Source organism: Flammeovirga sp. MY04 (assembly GCF_001682195.2).
Taxonomy (GTDB): domain Bacteria; phylum Bacteroidota; class Bacteroidia; order Cytophagales; family Flammeovirgaceae; genus Flammeovirga; species Flammeovirga yaeyamensis.
The window spans coordinates 16,268-35,773 of record NZ_CP003561.2 but is presented as its reverse complement, the minus strand read 5'-3'; the positions used below and the strand labels follow the sequence as shown (position 1 = coordinate 35,773).

Here is a 19,506-nt window from a genome sequence, read left to right as displayed (position 1 = left end):
TGTGAAATTCGTGATGAACTAAAAAAAGAAAGAAATGAAACGATTATACTTCCTCATCACCTTATTTATAAGCGTTCAGCTACAGGCTCAACAGAAGGATCAACCGAATATTTTGTGGATTACTTTTGAAGATACCTCTCCACATTTAATCTATGATAACCCTTCTTCAAACACGCCCAATATGGATCGCTTAGAACAAGAAGGAGTGCGTTTCAATGCCATGTTTTCGACAGCCACAATTTGTTCGCCTTCGAGATCGGCAATTATCACCGGACTGCATGCAACATCGATTGGAACAGGAAACCATAGAAGTAGTATTCCTTTTCCAGATCAAATTAAAGGCTTTCCTTATTATTTAAAGCAACAGGGCTACCACACGTCTAACAATGTTAAAACCGACTATAATGTCTTTGACCAAAAGAAGTTTATTAACGAATGTTGGACGGAGTCGAGCAAAACAGCCCATTGGAGAAACCGCAAGGACGGTCAGGCTTTCTTTTCAGTCTTTAATTTAAATGAGTCGCATGCCTCAAGAACTTTTGTTTGGAAAGAAGAGAAATATAAAAGAGAGATTTTATCCCATCTTCCAGAAAAGTTAAGAACCAAGGAAGAAACTTTAATCCTACCTCCATTTTATAGAGATAGTCCAGAAATGAGACATCATATGGCGAGGATATATAATTGTATTAATTATACAGATTATAGAATTGGTCAGATTCTATCTCAGTTAAAAGAAGATGGATTGGAAGAAGAAACTATCATTTTTGTTTTTGCAGATCATGGGGAAGCCATGCCTAGAGGAAAAGGAAATGGTATTAACCTTGGTCATAGAGTGCCGATGTATGTGTATGTACCAGAAAAGTACAAACATCTGTCGGGTTTAACGATGGGTAATAAAACAGATAGAGTAGGCAGTTTCGAAGACTTAGCAGCAACGATCTTAACTTTGGCGGACATCAAAAAGCCGGCTTATTTTGAGGGTACCAACCTTTTGGCTGAGAACTATAGTAAAACACATTTTTACGGTCATAAAGACGGTGCAGACGATGCGAGAGACATCACTAGAGAGGTTTCTGATGGTCGTTTTATGTACTCAAGAGTGTACAATACATCACTTCCTGAAATGCAATTTAAGCACTATACAGGGATTGCTGATATTTACACAACGATGAAAACGGATTTGAAGAATGATCTTTTGAACGACGATCAAAAGAATATCTTTATTAAAAATCGTGATAAGGAAATGTTATTTGATTTGGAAAACGATCCATGGGAATTAAATAACTTGGCGAACGATCCTAAGTATGCTAAGCACCTGAAGAAGTTTAGAAAAATCTGTCAGGAAGAAATCTTAAAGACGAGAGATTTACAATTCATTCCGTATGGTGAAATGATGCGTATGTCGGAGGAAACAGGATTGGCTCCCTATGACTTCAAGTCAGACGAATCGGTATATCCTCTTAAATCAATGATGTCGATGATTAACCTTTCTGGAGAAGGAAGTAAAGCAATTAGTAAACAAATGAAAGGGTTAAAATCGGAACATGGATTGGTACGTTATTGGGCGGCATATGGACTGAGAAACCAAAATTACTTAACGGCCAATGAATATCAGATAATCGAAGACGTGTTGGAAGTGGAGAAAGAAACCTATGTACAAATTGAGTTAGCCACTATTTTATGTATCCATAATCCGAAACATTCCTCTTTCAGTTTACTTCAAAAATATGCTACCGGAAGTAATTATTTCGATCAGTGGCATGCCCTAAGAAATGTATTTGATTATTTACCAAATCAAGGTGATTTCCAAGATTTATATCAAACGGTCTTAGATAATTTACCTAATAAAAAGAAGGTGAAGAAACTACATAAGAATATCTACTTTGATGTCTTTGAGACGGCGAAAAGTGGTATTTATGTTTATCAATTTAATAGCATCGAGTAATAAAAATAATAATATATAGATTAGAATCGATAAAACACGAACTCTTTGGGTTGGTGTTTTTTTTGTAATTAATCCAACAACATTTTACACCTTATCAATAATTTGATGAGGTATGAAACTTAAACATTGAGAAGTATTGTAATTGTTATGAGACAGAATATACCCAAACTATGAATTCGATATACACTAATTACTATTGCTGCTTATTTTTGATACTACTATCTACTTTTTCTTTTCAAGTTAATGCTCAAACTGTATCACTTAACCCGAAGGATCTTTCTGAAGCTCCTAATTCTACCATCGATAACGATACGCTAACTATTTCCTCTAATCTTATTGTATCAGATCATTATGTTACTTCTCAAAGAGTGACATATGTATCGGGCCGAGTACGAATAAAGAAAAATAGCTCACTCACTATTAACAGTGGAGATACTTTGGTCATCTCTGGAAGCTTAACTCTTAAAAATAAGGCTACTTTAATTAATAACGGAAATATTGTTGTAAAGAAAAACTTGAAATTGGGTCTCAAAGAAAACCATGAAGATATCGCTTTTTCTAACAATGATGGTGCAAGTATTACCATTGGTCAGAACATGTGGGGACCTATGCCTAGAAAATCTAGCTTTGGAGGAACTATAGCTGTAAATGAGGAAGTGAGAGTGAATTTTGATGGGAATTTATTTCCCCCCAATCGTAAAATTTATTATGGGTCTCAAAATACCAACCGATTCTCTGATGACACCCCAAATGAAAGTGAAATGACTATTTCCAACTATTTTGATACAGATACACATCATCAGATACACGAAAATCAGAATGTAAATAATAGATCAGAAGAGTATATCAATGCAATAAAGAATGATAATCAAAAAAAGCGTTACCTCCCTTTGGTTGGAGGTGTTCCCAATGATGAAGCTGCAGGTATGCTCGTTCGTTTCTTGGTAGATGTAGACCTAGAAGATACTGATTTACCTGTAGAGCTTACCTATTTTAATGTTGTTTCTAAAAATGGTGAAGTAATGACCTATTGGGAAACCGCCTCTGAAATAAATAATAGTCATTTTATGTTAGAACGATCCACAGACGGTCGAAACTACAAGGTACTTTATGATAAAATCCATGGAGCAGGAAATTCTAATGTTTCCATCAACTATGAAGCTGAAGACAAAGATCCTCTCGAAGGAAAAATATATTATCGACTTACTCAAGTCGATTTTGATGGCAAACAAGAATCTTGGGTAGAGGTGATCTATCATGGAGAAAAAGTACAGGGAGAAGTATTAAACATCTATCCTAACCCAGCCCAATTCCAATTGAATGTAGCCATGCATTTATTGGACGACGAAAAACCTACATTCGAATTCATCAATCCTTCAACTGGACATCAAGTACCCTTGCCGGAAATGAGTTTGACCAATTCCAAAGCTTCTTTTGATATTTCAGATTTTAATGCCGGTACGTATGTAATGGTCGTTAAATTAAATGGAAGGGTAAGTCATCGTAGTCAGGTTGTGATTTTAGGAACGGGTAACCGCTCGAAGGAAGAAGACAAGGAACTGAAAAAGAAAGAGAAAAAACAGAAGAAGAAATAACAAAAAAGCAGTATCAATAACTACTCATTATTATCGATACTGCTTTTTTATTTGAAACCTTATTAGATTACTCCAACGCTACCTCATCTCCAAACTTCTCTTTCCATGTTTTTTGAAGCTCCCCTGCCTTAATATAATCTTTTGCGTTCACCGCTTCAGAAATTTGTTTTAGGATACCAATTTCTTCTTTTAACAGTGCCGCTTTACTGTAATCTTCAGCAGAAACTGCTTTGTCCATTTCAGCTTTTAACAACTGTATTCTTTCGTTTTCTGATACCGTTCCATTATCTGTACCACCTGCAACAACAGCATCTGTAGCCGATTGTTGGGCTGGAAGGTATTTTGCAATTTTATTTTGATAGGTCGATGGCAATTGAATTGAAGTGGCATCAATTGGATATTTTTCACCATCTATGACCAAATTGGTAGGCTTAATCAACATCAAATGATTGATTCCGTAGCAGTGGAATACCTGACTTTTCATAGGAAGATTATCGTGTGCCTGTGATTCTTGTGTAACCACTTGATCAGGATAATACATCTCATATTCAAAAGAAATATTTGATGCCGTAGTCAGCTTACTTGCTACTACTTCGAAATCTACTCCGTCATACAATTTTACATCTCCTAGTTTAGTGGTAGTAATTGTAATCGGATTTTTTTGGTTAATTGAATCGATTAGAATAAAGCCATCTTGCAGGGCTTTTGTTATTTCTGTTGTTCTAGAAAACTTATGAATCTTAATTTGTGAAAGGTCAAAATCAGTAAATGATGTCAAACCGTTGGTATTGATCACCAATTGTTTCATCGTTTCTCCTTTCGCTATAACAAGGTCATACACTTCTTCTCCCACTCTTTTCTCCCCTCCAAAGTTAGCGTGAATTGTTAGCACACCAGTAATGTATATGTCTTGATCAGAATTATTGTTGATGTTAAAGAAGTGGTAGCTTCTATTAATTTCATCGGCATATCTTTCCCAAGTAAATTCGAATTCTACATCTTCTTTAGAAGAGTTTTCTTGAGCAAATAATGAAGTGGAAATGGTTAAAAATAATAGAAGTACAATGCGAGAAGTAAGGGAGTTGTTCATATTATCGAGTTAGATTGTTTTTGTAGATTATAGCTACAAGATATCAAAATTTCTTTAACTAAGATGAATAACGGCAGTTCTATTTTTTTGTTAAGAAAAAATAAATTGAAATTATACGATTTACCAAAATAATTTGATTTTCCTTCATTTCAATAATATGGTAACACTTCCTGAGCGTTGAATATTTATGTTAATACAATTAGATTAATCATTCAATCGGAAATCGATGTGATAATGGTCCTCATGCATTCTATTTACGGCATCAGGTAGTTTGGTGGCAAACGGTATACCTCTAGCCAAAACTTTCTTTCCAGAAGGTGTCGCAAACAGTTTTTTCTTTAATTCAATCATCAAAATGACTTTAGAAATACGAATACCATTTTTCTTGCAAGCATCATCTAAAGCCAAAATATGTTGTGCCATCGTTTCAAAATCAATCTCTACTTCTGGATCGAGGTAATTACTGACTGATTTACCTATTTGTGGATGGATAAAATCGGTATATGGATATTTCTTTTGAAGTTTACCTTCGGTATCAAACTCTAAAACATAATGGAACAGTCCCCAATTGTCGAGATCTTTATATACTTTTCCATTTTTGATTTTAGGTGACATAAAATCAATACTTGTTCCGTTTCTATGTGTTTTATGAAACCAAACCGGCCCTCCATTTTTATCACTACATTCCATGATGGTGAAATGCTTTTCGGGTTGAGACTTTTCCAAGGCTGCATAACTATCCACTACCGCATGATATACCTTGTGGTGCACATATCCGTTTTCCATCAAAAAGTAACTGATATAGCTAAAATAATTGAAGTTTTTTCCTGAATAGGGAATCAGCCAACCGTTCTCTAAACTGCCGTTGGCACGTGTTCCACGGGAAACACTTTGCCCTTTATTTTTGGTAAAGACCTGATTTACACTCATCACTCCAACGATGACAATGGGTGATATTATCAAAAAAACTAAAAATTTGTATCTCTTTTTCAATCTGCTTTATGTTTGTTTGCTTAGTTAAAGAACAAATATATGAAAATCGATTATTAGTTATTTAAGTATTCCTATACCTTTGTTTTCTCATACTAACCTGAATAATTCACAATGGAAATTCAAGAGCTATTAGATAGATTTGGAGGGAAAAAAATTGATAAAGCATCGTTGAGTTCATACGAACAATGGTCGGTTGATTTCTTCCATCAAAAAGATATTGTAAGAGAACCTAACTTACAAATGACCCTGCAATTGGATATTACAGAAGGGTATACATATTACCAAGACCAACTTAAAGAAAAGGATGGAGCATCGTTTACAGCCTATCTGATGTGGTGTTTGGTAAAAACAATGGATAAGCATCCTTATTTTAGGTATAGAAAGTTGGGTAACGAGTGGTACATCTTTGATAACCTACCTACATTTAGCCCAATAGCCGTAGGTGGCGACAAACGTTTTTCTGAAATAATGGTAGAAGATCCTATAAACTCTACAATAGAAGAATACTTTGTAAATTATCGTAGAGGTGTAGATAAAGCATTTAGCACGGATGGAGATTTTGAGCCACTTCCTCCTTTGGTATGGGCGTCTGCTCACTTTATTGGGAACTTACCAAACCTACAATTCACAAGTTTCCAGTTACATCAGTCGGCCTTAGATTCTGCTAGACCTTACTTCTATTTTGGAAAGCGTTATCAAAAACATACTCAAATGTTGATACCAATTTCCATCACTTTTGATCATTCCAACCTAGATCCTTTTGTATTATCTGCCTTTATGGAAGATTTTGATAAAGCGATGATCAATCAGTTATAAATTCTTCTAATTCAACTATAATGAAGTAAATAGATAATTGGTAACAGTGTTAAGTTATCTTAGTTTTTAGAGACAATACATATAAAAGTTTAAATAAAGACCATTTTGGAAGTTATTGACACTTTATAGGTAACCCGTTATTTTTTCTCGCCGTTTGGTAAATTAATAGCAATTAAATCTAAAACTATAAACTACATCAATAACATTATCTATGAAATTACTATTTACGTTGCTTGCTCCAATGATCGCAATATTTGGATTTGTAAAAGCGAATAAGGAAGATGAAGAAGTACCATTAGATTACTTCGCACAGTCATTATTAGAAGACGATAATTTTAAATCATAAAATAAAAAAAGCGTTAGTATCGAGAAGATGCTAACGCTTTTTCATATTATAAATTACATCGAGTAGTTTAAAGTGTGTTATTTGATAACGCCTAGCTCTTTTCCTACTTCAGTAAATGCTTTCACTGCTTTTTCTAAATGTGCTCTTGTATGTGCAGCAGACAACTGAACTCTAATTCTAGCTTGTTCTTTAGGAACTACAGGGAAATAGAATCCAATAACGTAGATGCCTTTCTCTAAAAGCTTCTCAGCAAAACGTTGAGACAATTCAGCATCGTACAACATCACTGCACATATAGCCGACTCAGTAGGTTTGATATCGAAACCTGCTGATAACATTTCTTTTTTAAAGAAAGCGGTATTCTCATGCAATTTAGTCGATAACTCATCCGTAGAATCCATCATATCGAACATTTCGATACCTGCTGCTGCAATTGATGGAGGAATAGAGTTAGAGAACAAGTAAGGACGCGAACGTTGACGAAGCATATCAATTACTTCTTTTTTACCTGTAGTAAAACCACCGATAGCACCACCGAAAGCTTTACCCAAAGTACCTGTAATAATATCTACTTTTCCACGAATATCGAAGTGTTCCGTCACACCTCTACCTGTTTTACCTACTACACCTGCTGAGTGACACTCATCTACCATAACTAGAGCATCGTATTTGTCAGCTAGTGCAACGATCTCGTCCATTGGAGCCACGTGACCGTCCATAGAGAATACACCGTCTGTAACGATAATTCTGTAACGTTGTTCTTGGGCTGCTTGCAATTGCTTCTCAAGATCCGCCATATCTGCAGTGGCATAACGGTATCTCTTTGCTTTACATAGACGAACACCGTCGATAATAGAAGCGTGGTTTAATGTATCTGAAATGATAGCGTCTTCAGCAGTTAAAAGCGGTTCGAAAACACCTCCGTTAGCATCGAAACATGCTGCATAAAGGATCGTATCTTCTGCACCGAAGAAGTCCGCAATCTTTTGTTCTAATTTTTTATGAAGGTCAGTTGCTCCACAAATAAAACGAACCGATGACATACCAAAACCATGTGTATCCATAGCATCTTTCGCTGCTTGAATCAATCTAGGATGGTTAGACAGTCCTAAATAGTTGTTTGCACAGAAGTTTAATACTGTCTGACCTGTATTTAAGGTAATCTCAGCATCTTGAGGGCTTACAATAATTCTTTCGTTTTTGTATAAGCCATCTGCTTCAATTTGTTTTAAGTCTTCTTTAAGACTATCATATATTTTTTTACTCATTTTATTCAAGATTAATGTTTGATAGATTGATTGATGTTAGTCCCAGTTAAGGATCACTTTACCACAGTTACCCGATTCCATAATATCGAAACCTTTTTGGAAATCGTCAATGCCAAAACGGTGAGTGATAATAGGTGCAATATCCAAACCTGAAAGAAGCATTTGTTCCATCTGATACCACGTTTCGTACATCTCACGACCGTAGATTCCTTTAAGCGTTAAGCCTCTGAAGATAATTTTATTCCAATCAACTTGAGCCGAATTCGGTAAGATACCCAATAATGATACTTTACCAGAGTTGTACATGTGCTCAATCATCTGATTAAAAGCGATAGGAGAACCAGAACATTCCAAACCGATATCAAAACCTGTCATTTTTAATTCTGTCATCACATCTTCTAATCTTTCATGCTTAGGATTTACAACTCTAGTTGCTCCCATTTTCTTTGCCAATTCTGCACGGTATTCGTTCATCTCTGTAGCGACGATATTACGTGCACCGGCGAATTTAGCCACCTGAATAGCCATACTTCCAATTAATCCAGAACCTGTAATCAATACATCTTCTGCAATTAGAGGAAAAGAAAGTGCGGTGTGTGTTGCATTTCCTAGAGGGTCCATAATAGAAACTACCTCGTCTGGAATTGCTTCATTAATTTTCATCACATTAGAAGCCGGTACTTTAACATACTCAGCGAAAGAGCCGTCTGTATTGACACCAATACCAATAGTTTTTTCACAAATATGCTGACGACCTCTTCTACAGTTACGACAACGACCACAAGCAATGTGACCTTCACCAGTAACTCTATCACCTTCTTTAAAAGATTTTACCTCACTACCATAAGCCGCAACATGACCTACGTATTCGTGACCAATAGTTTGTCCTACTCGAACAGTTTTACTTGCCCATTCATCCCATAAATAAATGTGTAAGTCAGTACCACAGATTGATGATTTAGAAACTTTAATCAAAACATCGTTAGGGCCTACCTCTGGAATGGCAACATCCTCCATCCATAAGCCTTTCTCGGCTTTAGATTTAACTAATGCTTTCATGTGCTTTGTAGTATGTGATTATATGTATTTAATATGTTTTATTATTTATCCACAAACATAAGTTAGAATCTTGAAAAAGTGTAGTTTTTAATATTAATATATTAGAATTTTATTCTGTATGTGACAAATATCAATGTTGTTATCAAACTATATTTCGAATTAAGTCGATCAACTTATCTTTTATTTTGAATTTGTTGTATTATTTTAATCTCAAAACATAAGTGATCCTATAGGGTATGGAATATTCGTAAAAAGAGTATTTATTTTGTGAAACATTGCCCTTATAAATTTATAAATACTAATATTTCTCATGGAACACACTAATAATATTAACATTGACATTCAATTTGAAACTAATTTTTGGACTGTAAATAAAATCGAGAACTTCTACTTTATACAATGGGAAAATAAAGCAGGTAGAGAAATGACCGATGAAGAGTTCAAAGAGCACATCAATTCGTTAGCTAAACTCATAAGCACTCAAGGGGTCGCAAATAATATTAATGCTTTCATGGTAGATACAAGGCTGTATCATTATACAATGAACCTTGATCTACAAACATGGCATGACAATGAGATTATTCCGGGTTATATCAAAAATGGTATCAAGAGGATTGCTTTTATATTAAGTGGAAATCTTATCCAAGATTTATCTATTGAACAAACTTTTGATGAAGAAAAGGCACAATCAGGACCTTTAGAAGTAAAATATTTTACAGATTCTAGAACCGCTCGATCGTGGGTAGAGAAAACCCTATAAAGTGTAAACAAAACATTTAATAGATAATTTTTTACTATTAAAGGAATAATCTGATTTAGTGACTTAAAATTGTACTTTATCGTATTTATCATGCATTTAATCAATCTTTAAAATACTATAAATCAATACATTTTAGACACGCAGAACTACATTACAAAAAGGGTAAAATAATAGTTTTGGACAGGTTTCAACTTTACACCTGTTCTGAACTTAATGAATTATACTACTTCATTCTACAAAAAGAATTAGACAAATTTACCTTATACTTCAATCTAGAATGTAAAGATATAAGAGCAGGTGTTGTTCATTTATTAACAACACAAGTATGAAAAAAATTCTAACAACTTTATTATTACTTTTATCCTTTAGCTTTGTTTTGACTGCACAAAACACGGTGTACGAAAACACTTTTGATGGCTACACTACTGGCGATGATATCGTCACTCAAGGGGATTATTTTTTAGACATTTATCAAAATCCAGATCAACCAAGAACATTGGTTATTGAAGAAGAAGACGGCAACAAATACATGTCTTATGACACACCAAATGTAGATCCAAATTCAGCTTCTAGTGCCATGGTAAAAGGTAGTAATGCTTTTGCCGTTAAAGCTGGTGTAACTTATAATTTTACTGCTAAAACAAGGGGACCATTTAAACGTGGTTTACGGGTTATTAATACAGTAACAAACTCAGCAATAGCAATTGATACTGATTACAATGCTGAGAATAATCCTGATTTAATCGTTTTATGGCATGAACATTCTTTATCGTTCACTCCTGATTCTGATATGAATGTAATTGTTGGAGTTCTAAGACATTGGAATAGCAAATTAGACATCGACGACCTTAAAGTAGAAGATGACCTTCCTACTGAAGGTCCTGCACCAGCAACGCCATATGAGATGTATAAAAATGACTTCTCTACTTACACTGAAGGAGAAGATCAAAACGAAAAAGATTTTGGTTTTGATGCTTACCAAGAGACTGATCTTCCAAGATCTTTAACAATTACTCATGAAAACGATGAAGAATTCTTAAGATATAATAATGATGCAACAAACGCATCAGCGAATACAATGATTCGTCTAAACGAAGAGTTTCTATTTAAAGCTGGAGTTGATTATGTAGTATCAGTAGATACAAGAGGTAAGTTTAAGCGTTCACTTAAAGTAATCGATGTAGCTGAAGGTACTGCTTCTTATTCTTCTGAAGTATACAATGCTATGAATGATGATGCTTTAGCAGCAGATTGGTACAACCTTAAGGTAAGCTTTACTCCTGATGCTGACTTTACAGGTAGATTAGGTATCCTAAGAGAATGGAACGGTCTTTTAGATTTGGATAACATTATGATCATGTCTTCTGAAGAAAATACAGAAGAAGAAGAAACTCCTGAAGAGCCAACAGACCCTGAAACAGGTTATGATGTTTACTTTAACGACTTCCAAGCTTACTCTGAAAATCAAGACTTAGAAGATACTGATTTTGTTATCTCAACTTTTGATGGTCAACAACCTGATCTAGAAAGAACACTTACTGTCATCAAAGAAGGAGAAGACCAAGCATTGAGATTAACTATTGAGGCAACAAATCAATCAGCGAATACATTGGTAAGTGTTAGCCAAGAATTTACACTTAAAGGTGGTGTAGAGTATATCTTAAAAGGTAAAACTCGTGGTAAATTTACTCGTTCACTTCGTTTAGTAGATGTTGCTACAGGAGAACCTGCATTTAATGCGGGTGAATATAACGCCATGAATGATGATGCATTAGCCGCTGTATGGCATCAACACGAAGGTACGTTTACTCCTGCTGCAGATGTTACTGTTACGATTTCTGTTTTGAGAAACTGGAATGGCAACCTTGATATTGACGACATTCAATTGAGATCTACAGTAGATGAGGAAACGCCAGGTGAGGAGGAAGAAACACCGGGTGAAGAAGAGGAAACTCCAGGTGAGGAAGAAGAGACACCGGGTGAAGAGGAAGAAACACCAGGAGAAGAAGAAGGTGACATCACTAACATAGATGACCTAGAAAGTTTAGGAGTTAAAATGTATCCTTCTCCTACTTCATCAAATGTTACTATCCAAGTAGCTAATGCTAATGTAGCTGCTGCTACAGTATTGGTTCAAAATATTCAAGGGCAGGTAGTACAAACTATCCATCCTTCATTCTCAGGCGATCAAACAACCATTCGTTTAAGTGATAATTTACAAAACGGTGTTTATATCATCCGTTTGATTACTGCAGATAAAAATCTTTCGCAACGTATCATTTTAATCCGATAGATATAAAATTGAAATAAGACAAGAGACGACTAAAAAAGGAGATGTAATTTACCATTACATCTCCTTTTCTATTTAGAGTAATCTAAACTATAAAGCGGTATCATAGACCCAATGTCCATTCTCTTTTATAAAAGTAGATTTTTCATGTATCACCTGTAAGCCTCCAGAATCCCTGAAATAAGCTTTAAACTCTACAACGCCTTCTGCATCGTCTTCACTCCCTTTAATGGCTTGTAGCACCTCTAAATGATCCCATTTTACAGACTTGGCCCATTTCACCAAATCTCTACGCTCTCTCCTACCTTGAGGCCTAGTTTTACTATGATGACTTAAATTTAAATACTCTCCGTTAGCTAAAGTAAAAGCAGAGTATCTAGAACGCATTAATTGCTCAGCGGTTTTAACTTGGTGAATATCATTATGGGCAATTCCACAACATTCTTTGTATGATTTTTTAGAACCACAAGGGCACGGATTGTTTTCCATTTTATATACTTTTTCTTTCTAGATCAAAATTCTTAAGAGTAATGTATAAAGCTATTCCCAATAAAGAACAGGCAAACATTACTGCGAATGCTGGAACTAATGTTCCGTTATTCAACTTGCTTGCAGTTGCTCCTGCCAATGCTCCAAAAGCAATACCAACAACTCTCATTTGTGAGTTGGCTAAACCGGCAAACTTTTTTTCGTATTTTTCTAATGCAATAGAAGTAGCATTACCCGACAACAAACCTAAAGAACTTAAGTGTAAAGTAAGTAATGGAAGCACAATATATATCTGTGGTGTAAAGAATAATATACTCAGCAATATCAAGGATAAAGTAGATAAGTGAATACATAACCCAATATGCAGTAATTTTCTTGGTGAATGCTTTTGAACTAAAACAGAGTTGATTTTATTCATGATAATCAATCCACCACCATTAAGACCAAAAATAATGGCAAAATGAGACTCTGATAATTTAAAGAACTCTTGATAGACAAAAGGAGCAGTCGTTAAATAAGTATACAAGGCACCCGAAGGTATGGCCATCACACACATATAAGCTAAAGCTGGTTTGTTTGAATATACTGTTTTCAAACCTCTCAAAAAGCTAATATTATCCGATGGGTCTGGTACTTTATTTTTCATTTTCATAAAGAAAGGCACTAAAACGATTATACTATAAATGCCGATAAATATGAAGATAGAATGCCATGTAAAAAACTTAAGGAGTGTTGCCCCTATAGTTGGTGCGACAAGTGGAGCGCCCATAGCAATCATTGTCACTAATGACATCACACTAGCGGCATCTTTACCCGTAAAGTTATCTCTTACTATTGCCGCTATAGAGACGCCTACAAAACCACCTCCTAGGGCTTGTACAGCTCTGCCTATATAGAATGTATTTAAACCATTAGAGAAGGAAAGCAATACAGAAGCAATTAAACTTATAATTAAGCCAGAAACGACAATCACTTTTCTTCCTTTTCTATCTGAATAATATCCTCCCAATAATTGTCCTACACCAAAAAAGAGGAAGAACAAACTCATGCTAATTTCTACATCACTGAAAGGAACACCAAAGTCTTTTGATATATGTGATAATGCCGGTAAACATGTGTCGATATTAAGCGGACCAATCATGGCCAAAGACCCTAATAAAAACACAAATAGGTTCTGTTTATTTTTATCCATTATGAGATTATATTTTATGCTAGTACCACAAAGGTAGAATTTTCTATAATGTTAAAATCATTCATAAAGAATTGTTTGAGTTAGATGAAAATAAAAAAGGACAGAATGGGGATTCTGTCCTTTGCAAGTTTCTTTAGTAATTCAAGTTTTCAATTAGCTGTTCGCATTTTGAAATTTCAGTTCATTCAATTGACAACGGCAACGTCTGATTTTCACTTTAAGGTGTTGCGTGTCATAAGATGACGATCCGTTACTGATCATCATGTCAATTCTTTTTTGTGTATCTGCCACCTCTTTTTCTAGAGTGTTAATAGCAGACATAAGCGTCTTTTCCATTTTCGTTTTTGACCATTTATATTAACCGATAAACACACTACTATTTACGGTTATTTCGTTAAATCCTTTTAAAGAATTAAGATTTATTTAGTCAAAAAACAAAAATTTAACTTTGTTGTAATACTTCTACTTCTTCTACCTGCAAATCCTTTTTCAATAATAACATATCATTAAGTACTAAACCGTTTTCAACAATTTCTTTTTTATAGTTATCAGTAAAAAAATCCTTCAAAACTTTATGGAATCTGAAACCCATTTTCTGATAAATATACAACTGTTGGAAAGCCGCATTACTTGTTCCTATCATCAAATTCTTAAAGCCTCTTTTGGTAGCATTTGATATAGCATGAGATAATAACTTCTGTCCGATACCTTCTCCTTGATATTCTTCTGAAACTGCTATATTTTTTATTTCTAATGATTCTCCATCCAACAACTGACAGGCATAAATCCCTATTGTTTTTTGATCTCTTTCATAAATATAGATTTCTGAATCATGAATGTATTTATCAATAGCTTCTATGGTTTCATCTGCAAGTAATAATAAATGGTATGGAAGTTCTTGATCAGCTTTGAATAATTTTATTCTATCTTTTTTTTGCGTTAAATTCATTGTTAATCCCGTTAGTATTTTCGAAAACAAATATACAATTTTAAGTATCAAAGTTTTTATTTTTCAATAAAAAAGACCTTTCTATCTTATTACTAAATGTACTCCTATTTTAAATAGTCAAAAACAATTGTAGATTTATTTTCATAATCAAAATAAGTGCAATTCTCCCAAGACGATCCTGTTCCCCATAAAGTTTTTATTGGATATGCAATCCAACCCGCTTCCCAATAGACCACTCCTATTACACCCACTTCTTTCATTTCTTTTGTCAAGTCTCTCATGTAATTGAGTTGTCCTTCTGCTGTGAAAGGATAATTAGGCAATGGCGTTTGGTCTCCAAATAAATTAGGCATATCATCATTCCCTTCTCTTGTCCATGGATAAGCCGTCTCTAGAATCATGACCTCTTTATTAAATTTTGTTCCGATTGATTTTAAATGTTGAGGTAAATTGTTGAACGAAATTGCGGTGTGCCATAAAGGATAATAAGACACTCCAATAATATCATAATCGACCGAATAATTTGATAACTCTCCAAACCACCAATCCAAATATTGCGGATCGGCAACATGTAATATCTTTTTGATGTCCACCTCATATTTCTTTTCTATTGCAGTTACAGCTTCTACTCCTGCCTGAAAAATTGTTGCTGCATTCTCCCAATTTTTATCATTACAAACTTCACAGCTTGGGAAATTTTCTGGACGATCAGAATAAAACAAACCACAATTTGTTTCATTGCCTAACTGAATTAAATCGGGTAAAGCATCTGACTCTCCAAGTAAATCTAAAGTCGAAAAGGTATAATTATAGACACTATCGCGAAGTACATTAATATCTGTAATTTGCTCCCATGCTTTAGGTACATATTGTTTCTCTGGGTCGGCCCAAGTATCTGAGTAATGAAAATCCAATAAGGTTTTCATATTATTTTTCTTAGATTGAATAATGCTTTTTTGAATATCATCAAAATCATTATACATTTTTGTTCCTTCATCTCCGTACAATTCCTTTGTCCAAATCGGGTGATGCCACAACCTTAACCGAACTAAATCATTCCCTTTTTCAGAAAATATTTGGTATATATCTTTTTCATTATCTCCTTCAAAATAACGCCCTCCCCTTTCTTGAATTTGATTGACATATGACAAATCAACTCCATTTATAAAATTGTTTTCAGGTGATATCGGCTCATTTTTTTTAGTATTCGAGCAAGAATAAATAAGTAATAGGAATGGGATAAACCATTGAATTTTTATGTTCATTTTTCAATATCAATGTAAAGGTAAAATGGATATTTTCGATTTTGGCAAATTTGCCAAAATGGGAAAATCCTGTTTTGGCAAACATAAAATTACACTATTAAAGACACTTATCAATAGAGAAGTAGTGGTAATTAATTCTATAAGATTTAATAAAAAAACGAGACAATAACTATTGCTTAATTATATTTGTAGGACACATACAAAACCATTTTTACGTAATGCACATTTGGAAAAAGAAAAGTAGAGAAGAAATAAAGGAATGTATTTTTAAAGCATTAAACGAAAATACAACATACTTTGGAGACCATAGTCTTGGAGTTCCAGGGTCACATTTAGATAGTAAAGTATTCCCAGAAGATGCACCTTTTTTAAATGATGCTCCATTTATTACCACTCTTCTTCATAACCCTAATCACATAGGCTGCCATACACAAGGTGTATCAGAAAGCTTTTTTAAAGGCACTCAAAGTATCGAAAGGGAACTGTTAGAAGTTTGTGCAGTTGACATTCTTAAAGGAGAAAAAAATAGTGTAGACGGTTATGTTGCCTCTGGCGGAACAGAAGCAAACATGCAAGCGATCTGGATATATAGAAATTATTATCAAGAAGAATTCGGAGCTAAAAATTCTGAGATTGCCATTATCTCTTCTGAAGATTCTCATTACTCAATGGCGAAGGCAAGTAATATTTTATCGCTTTCATATTACCGAGTAGCTGTAGATTTTGATAGTCGATTAATCAATAAATCAAATATCCAATCTTGTATTGATAAGGCCACAGCTGATGGTAAAAAATACTTTGTGGTGATCAGTAATATGATGACAACAATGTTTGGATCTGTCGACCCTATTGAATTATACACATCCACTTTTGAAGAAAATAATTTAGAATATAAGATGCATATTGATGGTGCTTATGGTGGATTCTTTTTCCCATTTGCTCACAAAAAACATGCGCTAGATTTTAGAAATCCTAAAGTAACATCAGTAACATTAGATGCTCATAAAATGTTACAGGCTCCTTACGGAACGGGTATTTTTCTGATTCGAAAAGAATGGATGAAATATGCCAATACTAAAGCTGACTATGTTGAAGGTGATGACTTCACTATGATAGGCAGCCGATCGGGTGCAAATGCGATAGCTATTTGGATGATATTAATGACTTATGGTCCTTATGGTATGAATGAGAAAATTTTCATCTTAAGTAAACGTGGTGATTGGTTCACTCACAAACTAGATGAATTAGGTATTAAGTATTACCGTAGTGAAGCCTCCAATATTATTACTATGAAAGCGGACGCCATAGATGCAAACATTGCTAAAAAATATGGATTGGTTCCTGATGTACATGATCAGCCGAAGTGGTATAAAGTAGTAATCATGGAACATGTTACTATTGAGAAATTAGAACCACTAATTACAGATATCAAAAATTCCTTATAACATATAGAGGCCGTAACAAATAGTTATGGCCTTTTTCTTTAATGATTATAAGTATTAGCATTTGATTAAAAAAAAGCTCAGATAAATTTTACCTGAGCTTTAAAAAATAATTTTAGAATGATTTGCATACTACATAGACCATTCTAATCGCATATTTTTCTTGATATGATCAATAAGTGTTTTTTAGAAAACGCTTATAATTCTATGCTGAATGAAGCACAAAATTAATGATTGTCTTTCAACCGTACATTGACGGTAGGTTACTAAACAATTACAATTAAAACGTCATATATTACAACAAGATTAATTCTTTCTGTAAACTACACTAATCTTGTATATACATGAATAATTAGCTGATTAATGGGACCTAATAAAGAATTGCTAATATTATTACAATATGGTGTAGTGTTTCTTATCGTTGTATTGTAAATTCAGCTATGCCATAAGGAGTACATTTTTTCAAAATATAACCTCCTAACATATTATTGCTATTCTCTAAAAACATTTCTACGACAAGACTTATTACATAAATTCACTAAATGATGAAATATGATTTTTACCCCAATCTTTATCAAATAATTAACCAACAAAAGAATGTTTATAACCACAAAAAACTCATCGTATATAATGATGATGTTTTTGATTATAAGGATGCATTGAGTAAAGTTGATCAGATCATTAATTATTTGCTTCAATTAAAAGGAAAATCTACCTACGTAAAAATTCAGTTAGATCATCCCTTTGATATTGGAATTGCTGCGTGTGCCTGTGCTAGTGCTGGAGTTGCTTTTAGTTTTGAAAAAGAATTAAATAATATACAAGACAAATCCCTTTTACTTTTAGATCAGGATTTATATAGAGATGTACTTCGTTTACCACCTAAAATCAATCAAGATTTAAAAATTGAGAAAAAAATAGATCCCGATAGTCCATTTATGTATACCAATAATAACATGGTAACGTACAAGGATTTTTTAAATCATATTTTTGGAAAGGTCAACAGAAAGGAAAATGTACCTTCTGCATTTTATTTTGATCATGACAATTCTGTCAGCTATTACTTATTTATTCAATATTTGATACATGCTTTATTTACCCGCAGTTCCTTCGAGGTGGTAAATAAAAGATTAGATTACAACCTAGAGATACAAAGCATCAATACTATTTCTGAAAATAAAAAGAATATATTATTCTTTAAACCCACAAATAATTACAAAACCACTTATATGCACTTGTGGAAATGTCTAGAATCAAATTATAATATTTACTACCTGAATTATACAACCAATGATATTTTTAATGATGAATTCTATAAAAGCATTCAATTAAAAATTAAGCATTGTGATATACATTTTGATGCATATATTGCTTACGATCTTAGTGGGATTGTTGCCTATAATGTTTTTGATGATGCAACTTCATCAAAGTTTCTTTTAATGATTGATACGCCAGTTATACATCATGAACATGAAGAGGAAAATGATTTATTAAAAGCATGGACAGACATCAGTAAAAATACAAAGGCAGCTAACTCTATTTGGGAACATGCAAGTAAATATTATCACAAACTCACCCACAAAGAAAGCCTGTTTAAAAATCAATATAAATCACTCATCAATCCTTTAAATATTCCCAATCTGAGAAAGAAGACTATACCTATGGGTGTATTTTGTTCTAACGGATCAAATTCATTAGAACAGGAAATTTATACGTCTTTTAATTGGGAATCTATGAATGAATTGTTGGAGTTTAAAATTAAGATAGACTGTAATCATTCTGACATTCTTAACCTGAACAATAGTATCATGATTAGTGAACGCTTGATGCTTCAATTAGGTGATTACTCAGAATACAATAAACACAAAGAAAATTTACTCAAGGCTTTTAAATAAGTGATTTTCCACGCTTAAAACATAAACAACTGATTACTAATTAGTTACACTTTAATTTAATTATTTTATACAAATTATATCGATTACTGTTAATTCTTAAAGAATAATTAAA

17 protein-coding genes are annotated in these 19,506 nt (G+C 33.7%); 8 read left to right on the top strand and 9 right to left on the bottom strand.

What is annotated here, in order from left to right:
- The first annotated feature begins 34 nt into the window (after positions 1 to 34).
- The gene (locus MY04_RS20460; RefSeq protein WP_066213591.1) at positions 35 to 1,945 is read left to right on the top strand and encodes a sulfatase family protein; all 1,911 of its coding nucleotides are present in this window, start codon (positions 35 to 37) and stop codon (positions 1,943 to 1,945) included.
- A gap of 170 nt (positions 1,946 to 2,115) precedes the next feature.
- Complete coding sequence (locus tag MY04_RS20455) at positions 2,116 to 3,540, top strand: T9SS type A sorting domain-containing protein (RefSeq protein ID WP_158297808.1); 1,425 nt, start codon at positions 2,116 to 2,118, stop codon at positions 3,538 to 3,540.
- 67 nt (positions 3,541 to 3,607) lie between these two features.
- On the opposite strand, the gene MY04_RS20450 is transcribed toward MY04_RS20455, so the two are convergent.
- Positions 3,608 to 4,630 carry a UvrB/UvrC motif-containing protein gene (locus MY04_RS20450; protein ID WP_066213586.1) on the bottom strand — a complete coding sequence of 341 codons (1,023 nt, stop codon included), beginning with the start codon at positions 4,628 to 4,630 and terminating at the stop codon, positions 3,608 to 3,610.
- Positions 4,631 to 4,834: 204 nt separating this feature from the next.
- Complete coding sequence (locus MY04_RS20445) at positions 4,835 to 5,623, bottom strand: hypothetical protein (protein WP_158297807.1); 789 nt, start codon at positions 5,621 to 5,623, stop codon at positions 4,835 to 4,837.
- Between the two features lie 111 nt (positions 5,624 to 5,734).
- Here MY04_RS20445 and MY04_RS20440 point away from each other — a divergent pair, with 111 nt between their 5' ends.
- On the top strand, positions 5,735 to 6,439 hold the full coding sequence (locus MY04_RS20440; protein WP_066213574.1) for a CatA-like O-acetyltransferase: 705 nt from the start codon (positions 5,735 to 5,737) through the stop codon (positions 6,437 to 6,439).
- 211 nt (positions 6,440 to 6,650) lie between these two features.
- On the top strand, positions 6,651 to 6,785 hold the full coding sequence (locus MY04_RS28265; protein WP_257794099.1) for a hypothetical protein: 135 nt from the start codon (positions 6,651 to 6,653) through the stop codon (positions 6,783 to 6,785).
- A 77-nt stretch (positions 6,786 to 6,862) separates the two neighbouring features.
- Here the strand turns inward: MY04_RS28265 and kbl are convergent, their stop codons facing one another.
- The gene (gene kbl / locus MY04_RS20435; protein ID WP_066213571.1) at positions 6,863 to 8,053 is read right to left on the bottom strand and encodes a glycine C-acetyltransferase; all 1,191 of its coding nucleotides are present in this window, start codon (positions 8,051 to 8,053) and stop codon (positions 6,863 to 6,865) included.
- A gap of 36 nt (positions 8,054 to 8,089) precedes the next feature.
- Positions 8,090 to 9,112, bottom strand: coding sequence for an L-threonine 3-dehydrogenase (tdh, locus tag MY04_RS20430; protein ID WP_066213570.1), 1,023 nt, complete (start codon positions 9,110 to 9,112; stop codon positions 8,090 to 8,092).
- Between the two features lie 310 nt (positions 9,113 to 9,422).
- Here tdh and MY04_RS20425 point away from each other — a divergent pair, with 310 nt between their 5' ends.
- Together MY04_RS20425 and MY04_RS20420 are read left to right on the top strand one after the other, a co-directional pair.
- Positions 9,423 to 9,872 (top strand): hypothetical protein, encoded by a 450-nt coding sequence (locus MY04_RS20425; protein ID WP_066213568.1) that lies wholly within the window; start codon positions 9,423 to 9,425, stop codon positions 9,870 to 9,872.
- A 325-nt stretch (positions 9,873 to 10,197) separates the two neighbouring features.
- On the top strand, positions 10,198 to 12,165 hold the full coding sequence (locus tag MY04_RS20420; protein ID WP_066213566.1) for a T9SS type A sorting domain-containing protein: 1,968 nt from the start codon (positions 10,198 to 10,200) through the stop codon (positions 12,163 to 12,165).
- A gap of 87 nt (positions 12,166 to 12,252) precedes the next feature.
- Here MY04_RS20420 and MY04_RS20415 read toward each other — a convergent pair whose 3' ends face one another.
- The 5 genes from MY04_RS20415 to MY04_RS20395 all read right to left on the bottom strand — a co-directional run bounded on the left by MY04_RS20415 (position 12,253) and on the right by MY04_RS20395 (position 16,057).
- Positions 12,253 to 12,651: a YchJ family protein gene (locus MY04_RS20415; RefSeq protein ID WP_066213564.1), complete on the bottom strand. Its 399-nt coding sequence runs from the start codon at positions 12,649 to 12,651 to the stop codon at positions 12,253 to 12,255.
- Position 12,652: 1 nt separating this feature from the next.
- Positions 12,653 to 13,843 (bottom strand): multidrug effflux MFS transporter, encoded by a 1,191-nt coding sequence (locus MY04_RS20410; RefSeq protein ID WP_066213561.1) that lies wholly within the window; start codon positions 13,841 to 13,843, stop codon positions 12,653 to 12,655.
- Positions 13,844 to 13,996: 153 nt separating this feature from the next.
- Positions 13,997 to 14,179 carry a hypothetical protein gene (locus tag MY04_RS20405; RefSeq protein ID WP_066213559.1) on the bottom strand — a complete coding sequence of 61 codons (183 nt, stop codon included), beginning with the start codon at positions 14,177 to 14,179 and terminating at the stop codon, positions 13,997 to 13,999.
- 106 nt (positions 14,180 to 14,285) lie between these two features.
- A complete protein-coding gene (locus MY04_RS20400; RefSeq protein WP_066213556.1) occupies positions 14,286 to 14,792 on the bottom strand; it encodes a GNAT family N-acetyltransferase in 507 nt (168 codons plus the stop codon).
- Positions 14,793 to 14,896: 104 nt separating this feature from the next.
- On the bottom strand, positions 14,897 to 16,057 hold the full coding sequence (locus tag MY04_RS20395; RefSeq protein WP_066213553.1) for a glycoside hydrolase family 53 protein: 1,161 nt from the start codon (positions 16,055 to 16,057) through the stop codon (positions 14,897 to 14,899).
- A 218-nt stretch (positions 16,058 to 16,275) separates the two neighbouring features.
- On the opposite strand from MY04_RS20395, the gene MY04_RS20390 reads away from it, so the two are divergent.
- Entirely contained in the window at positions 16,276 to 17,502 is a 1,227-nt protein-coding gene (locus MY04_RS20390) for a pyridoxal phosphate-dependent decarboxylase family protein (RefSeq protein WP_066213550.1), read from the top strand.
- A 539-nt stretch (positions 17,503 to 18,041) separates the two neighbouring features.
- Positions 18,042 to 19,394 (top strand): hypothetical protein, encoded by a 1,353-nt coding sequence (locus tag MY04_RS20385; protein ID WP_066213547.1) that lies wholly within the window; start codon positions 18,042 to 18,044, stop codon positions 19,392 to 19,394.
- Positions 19,395 to 19,506 lie beyond the last annotated feature (112 nt).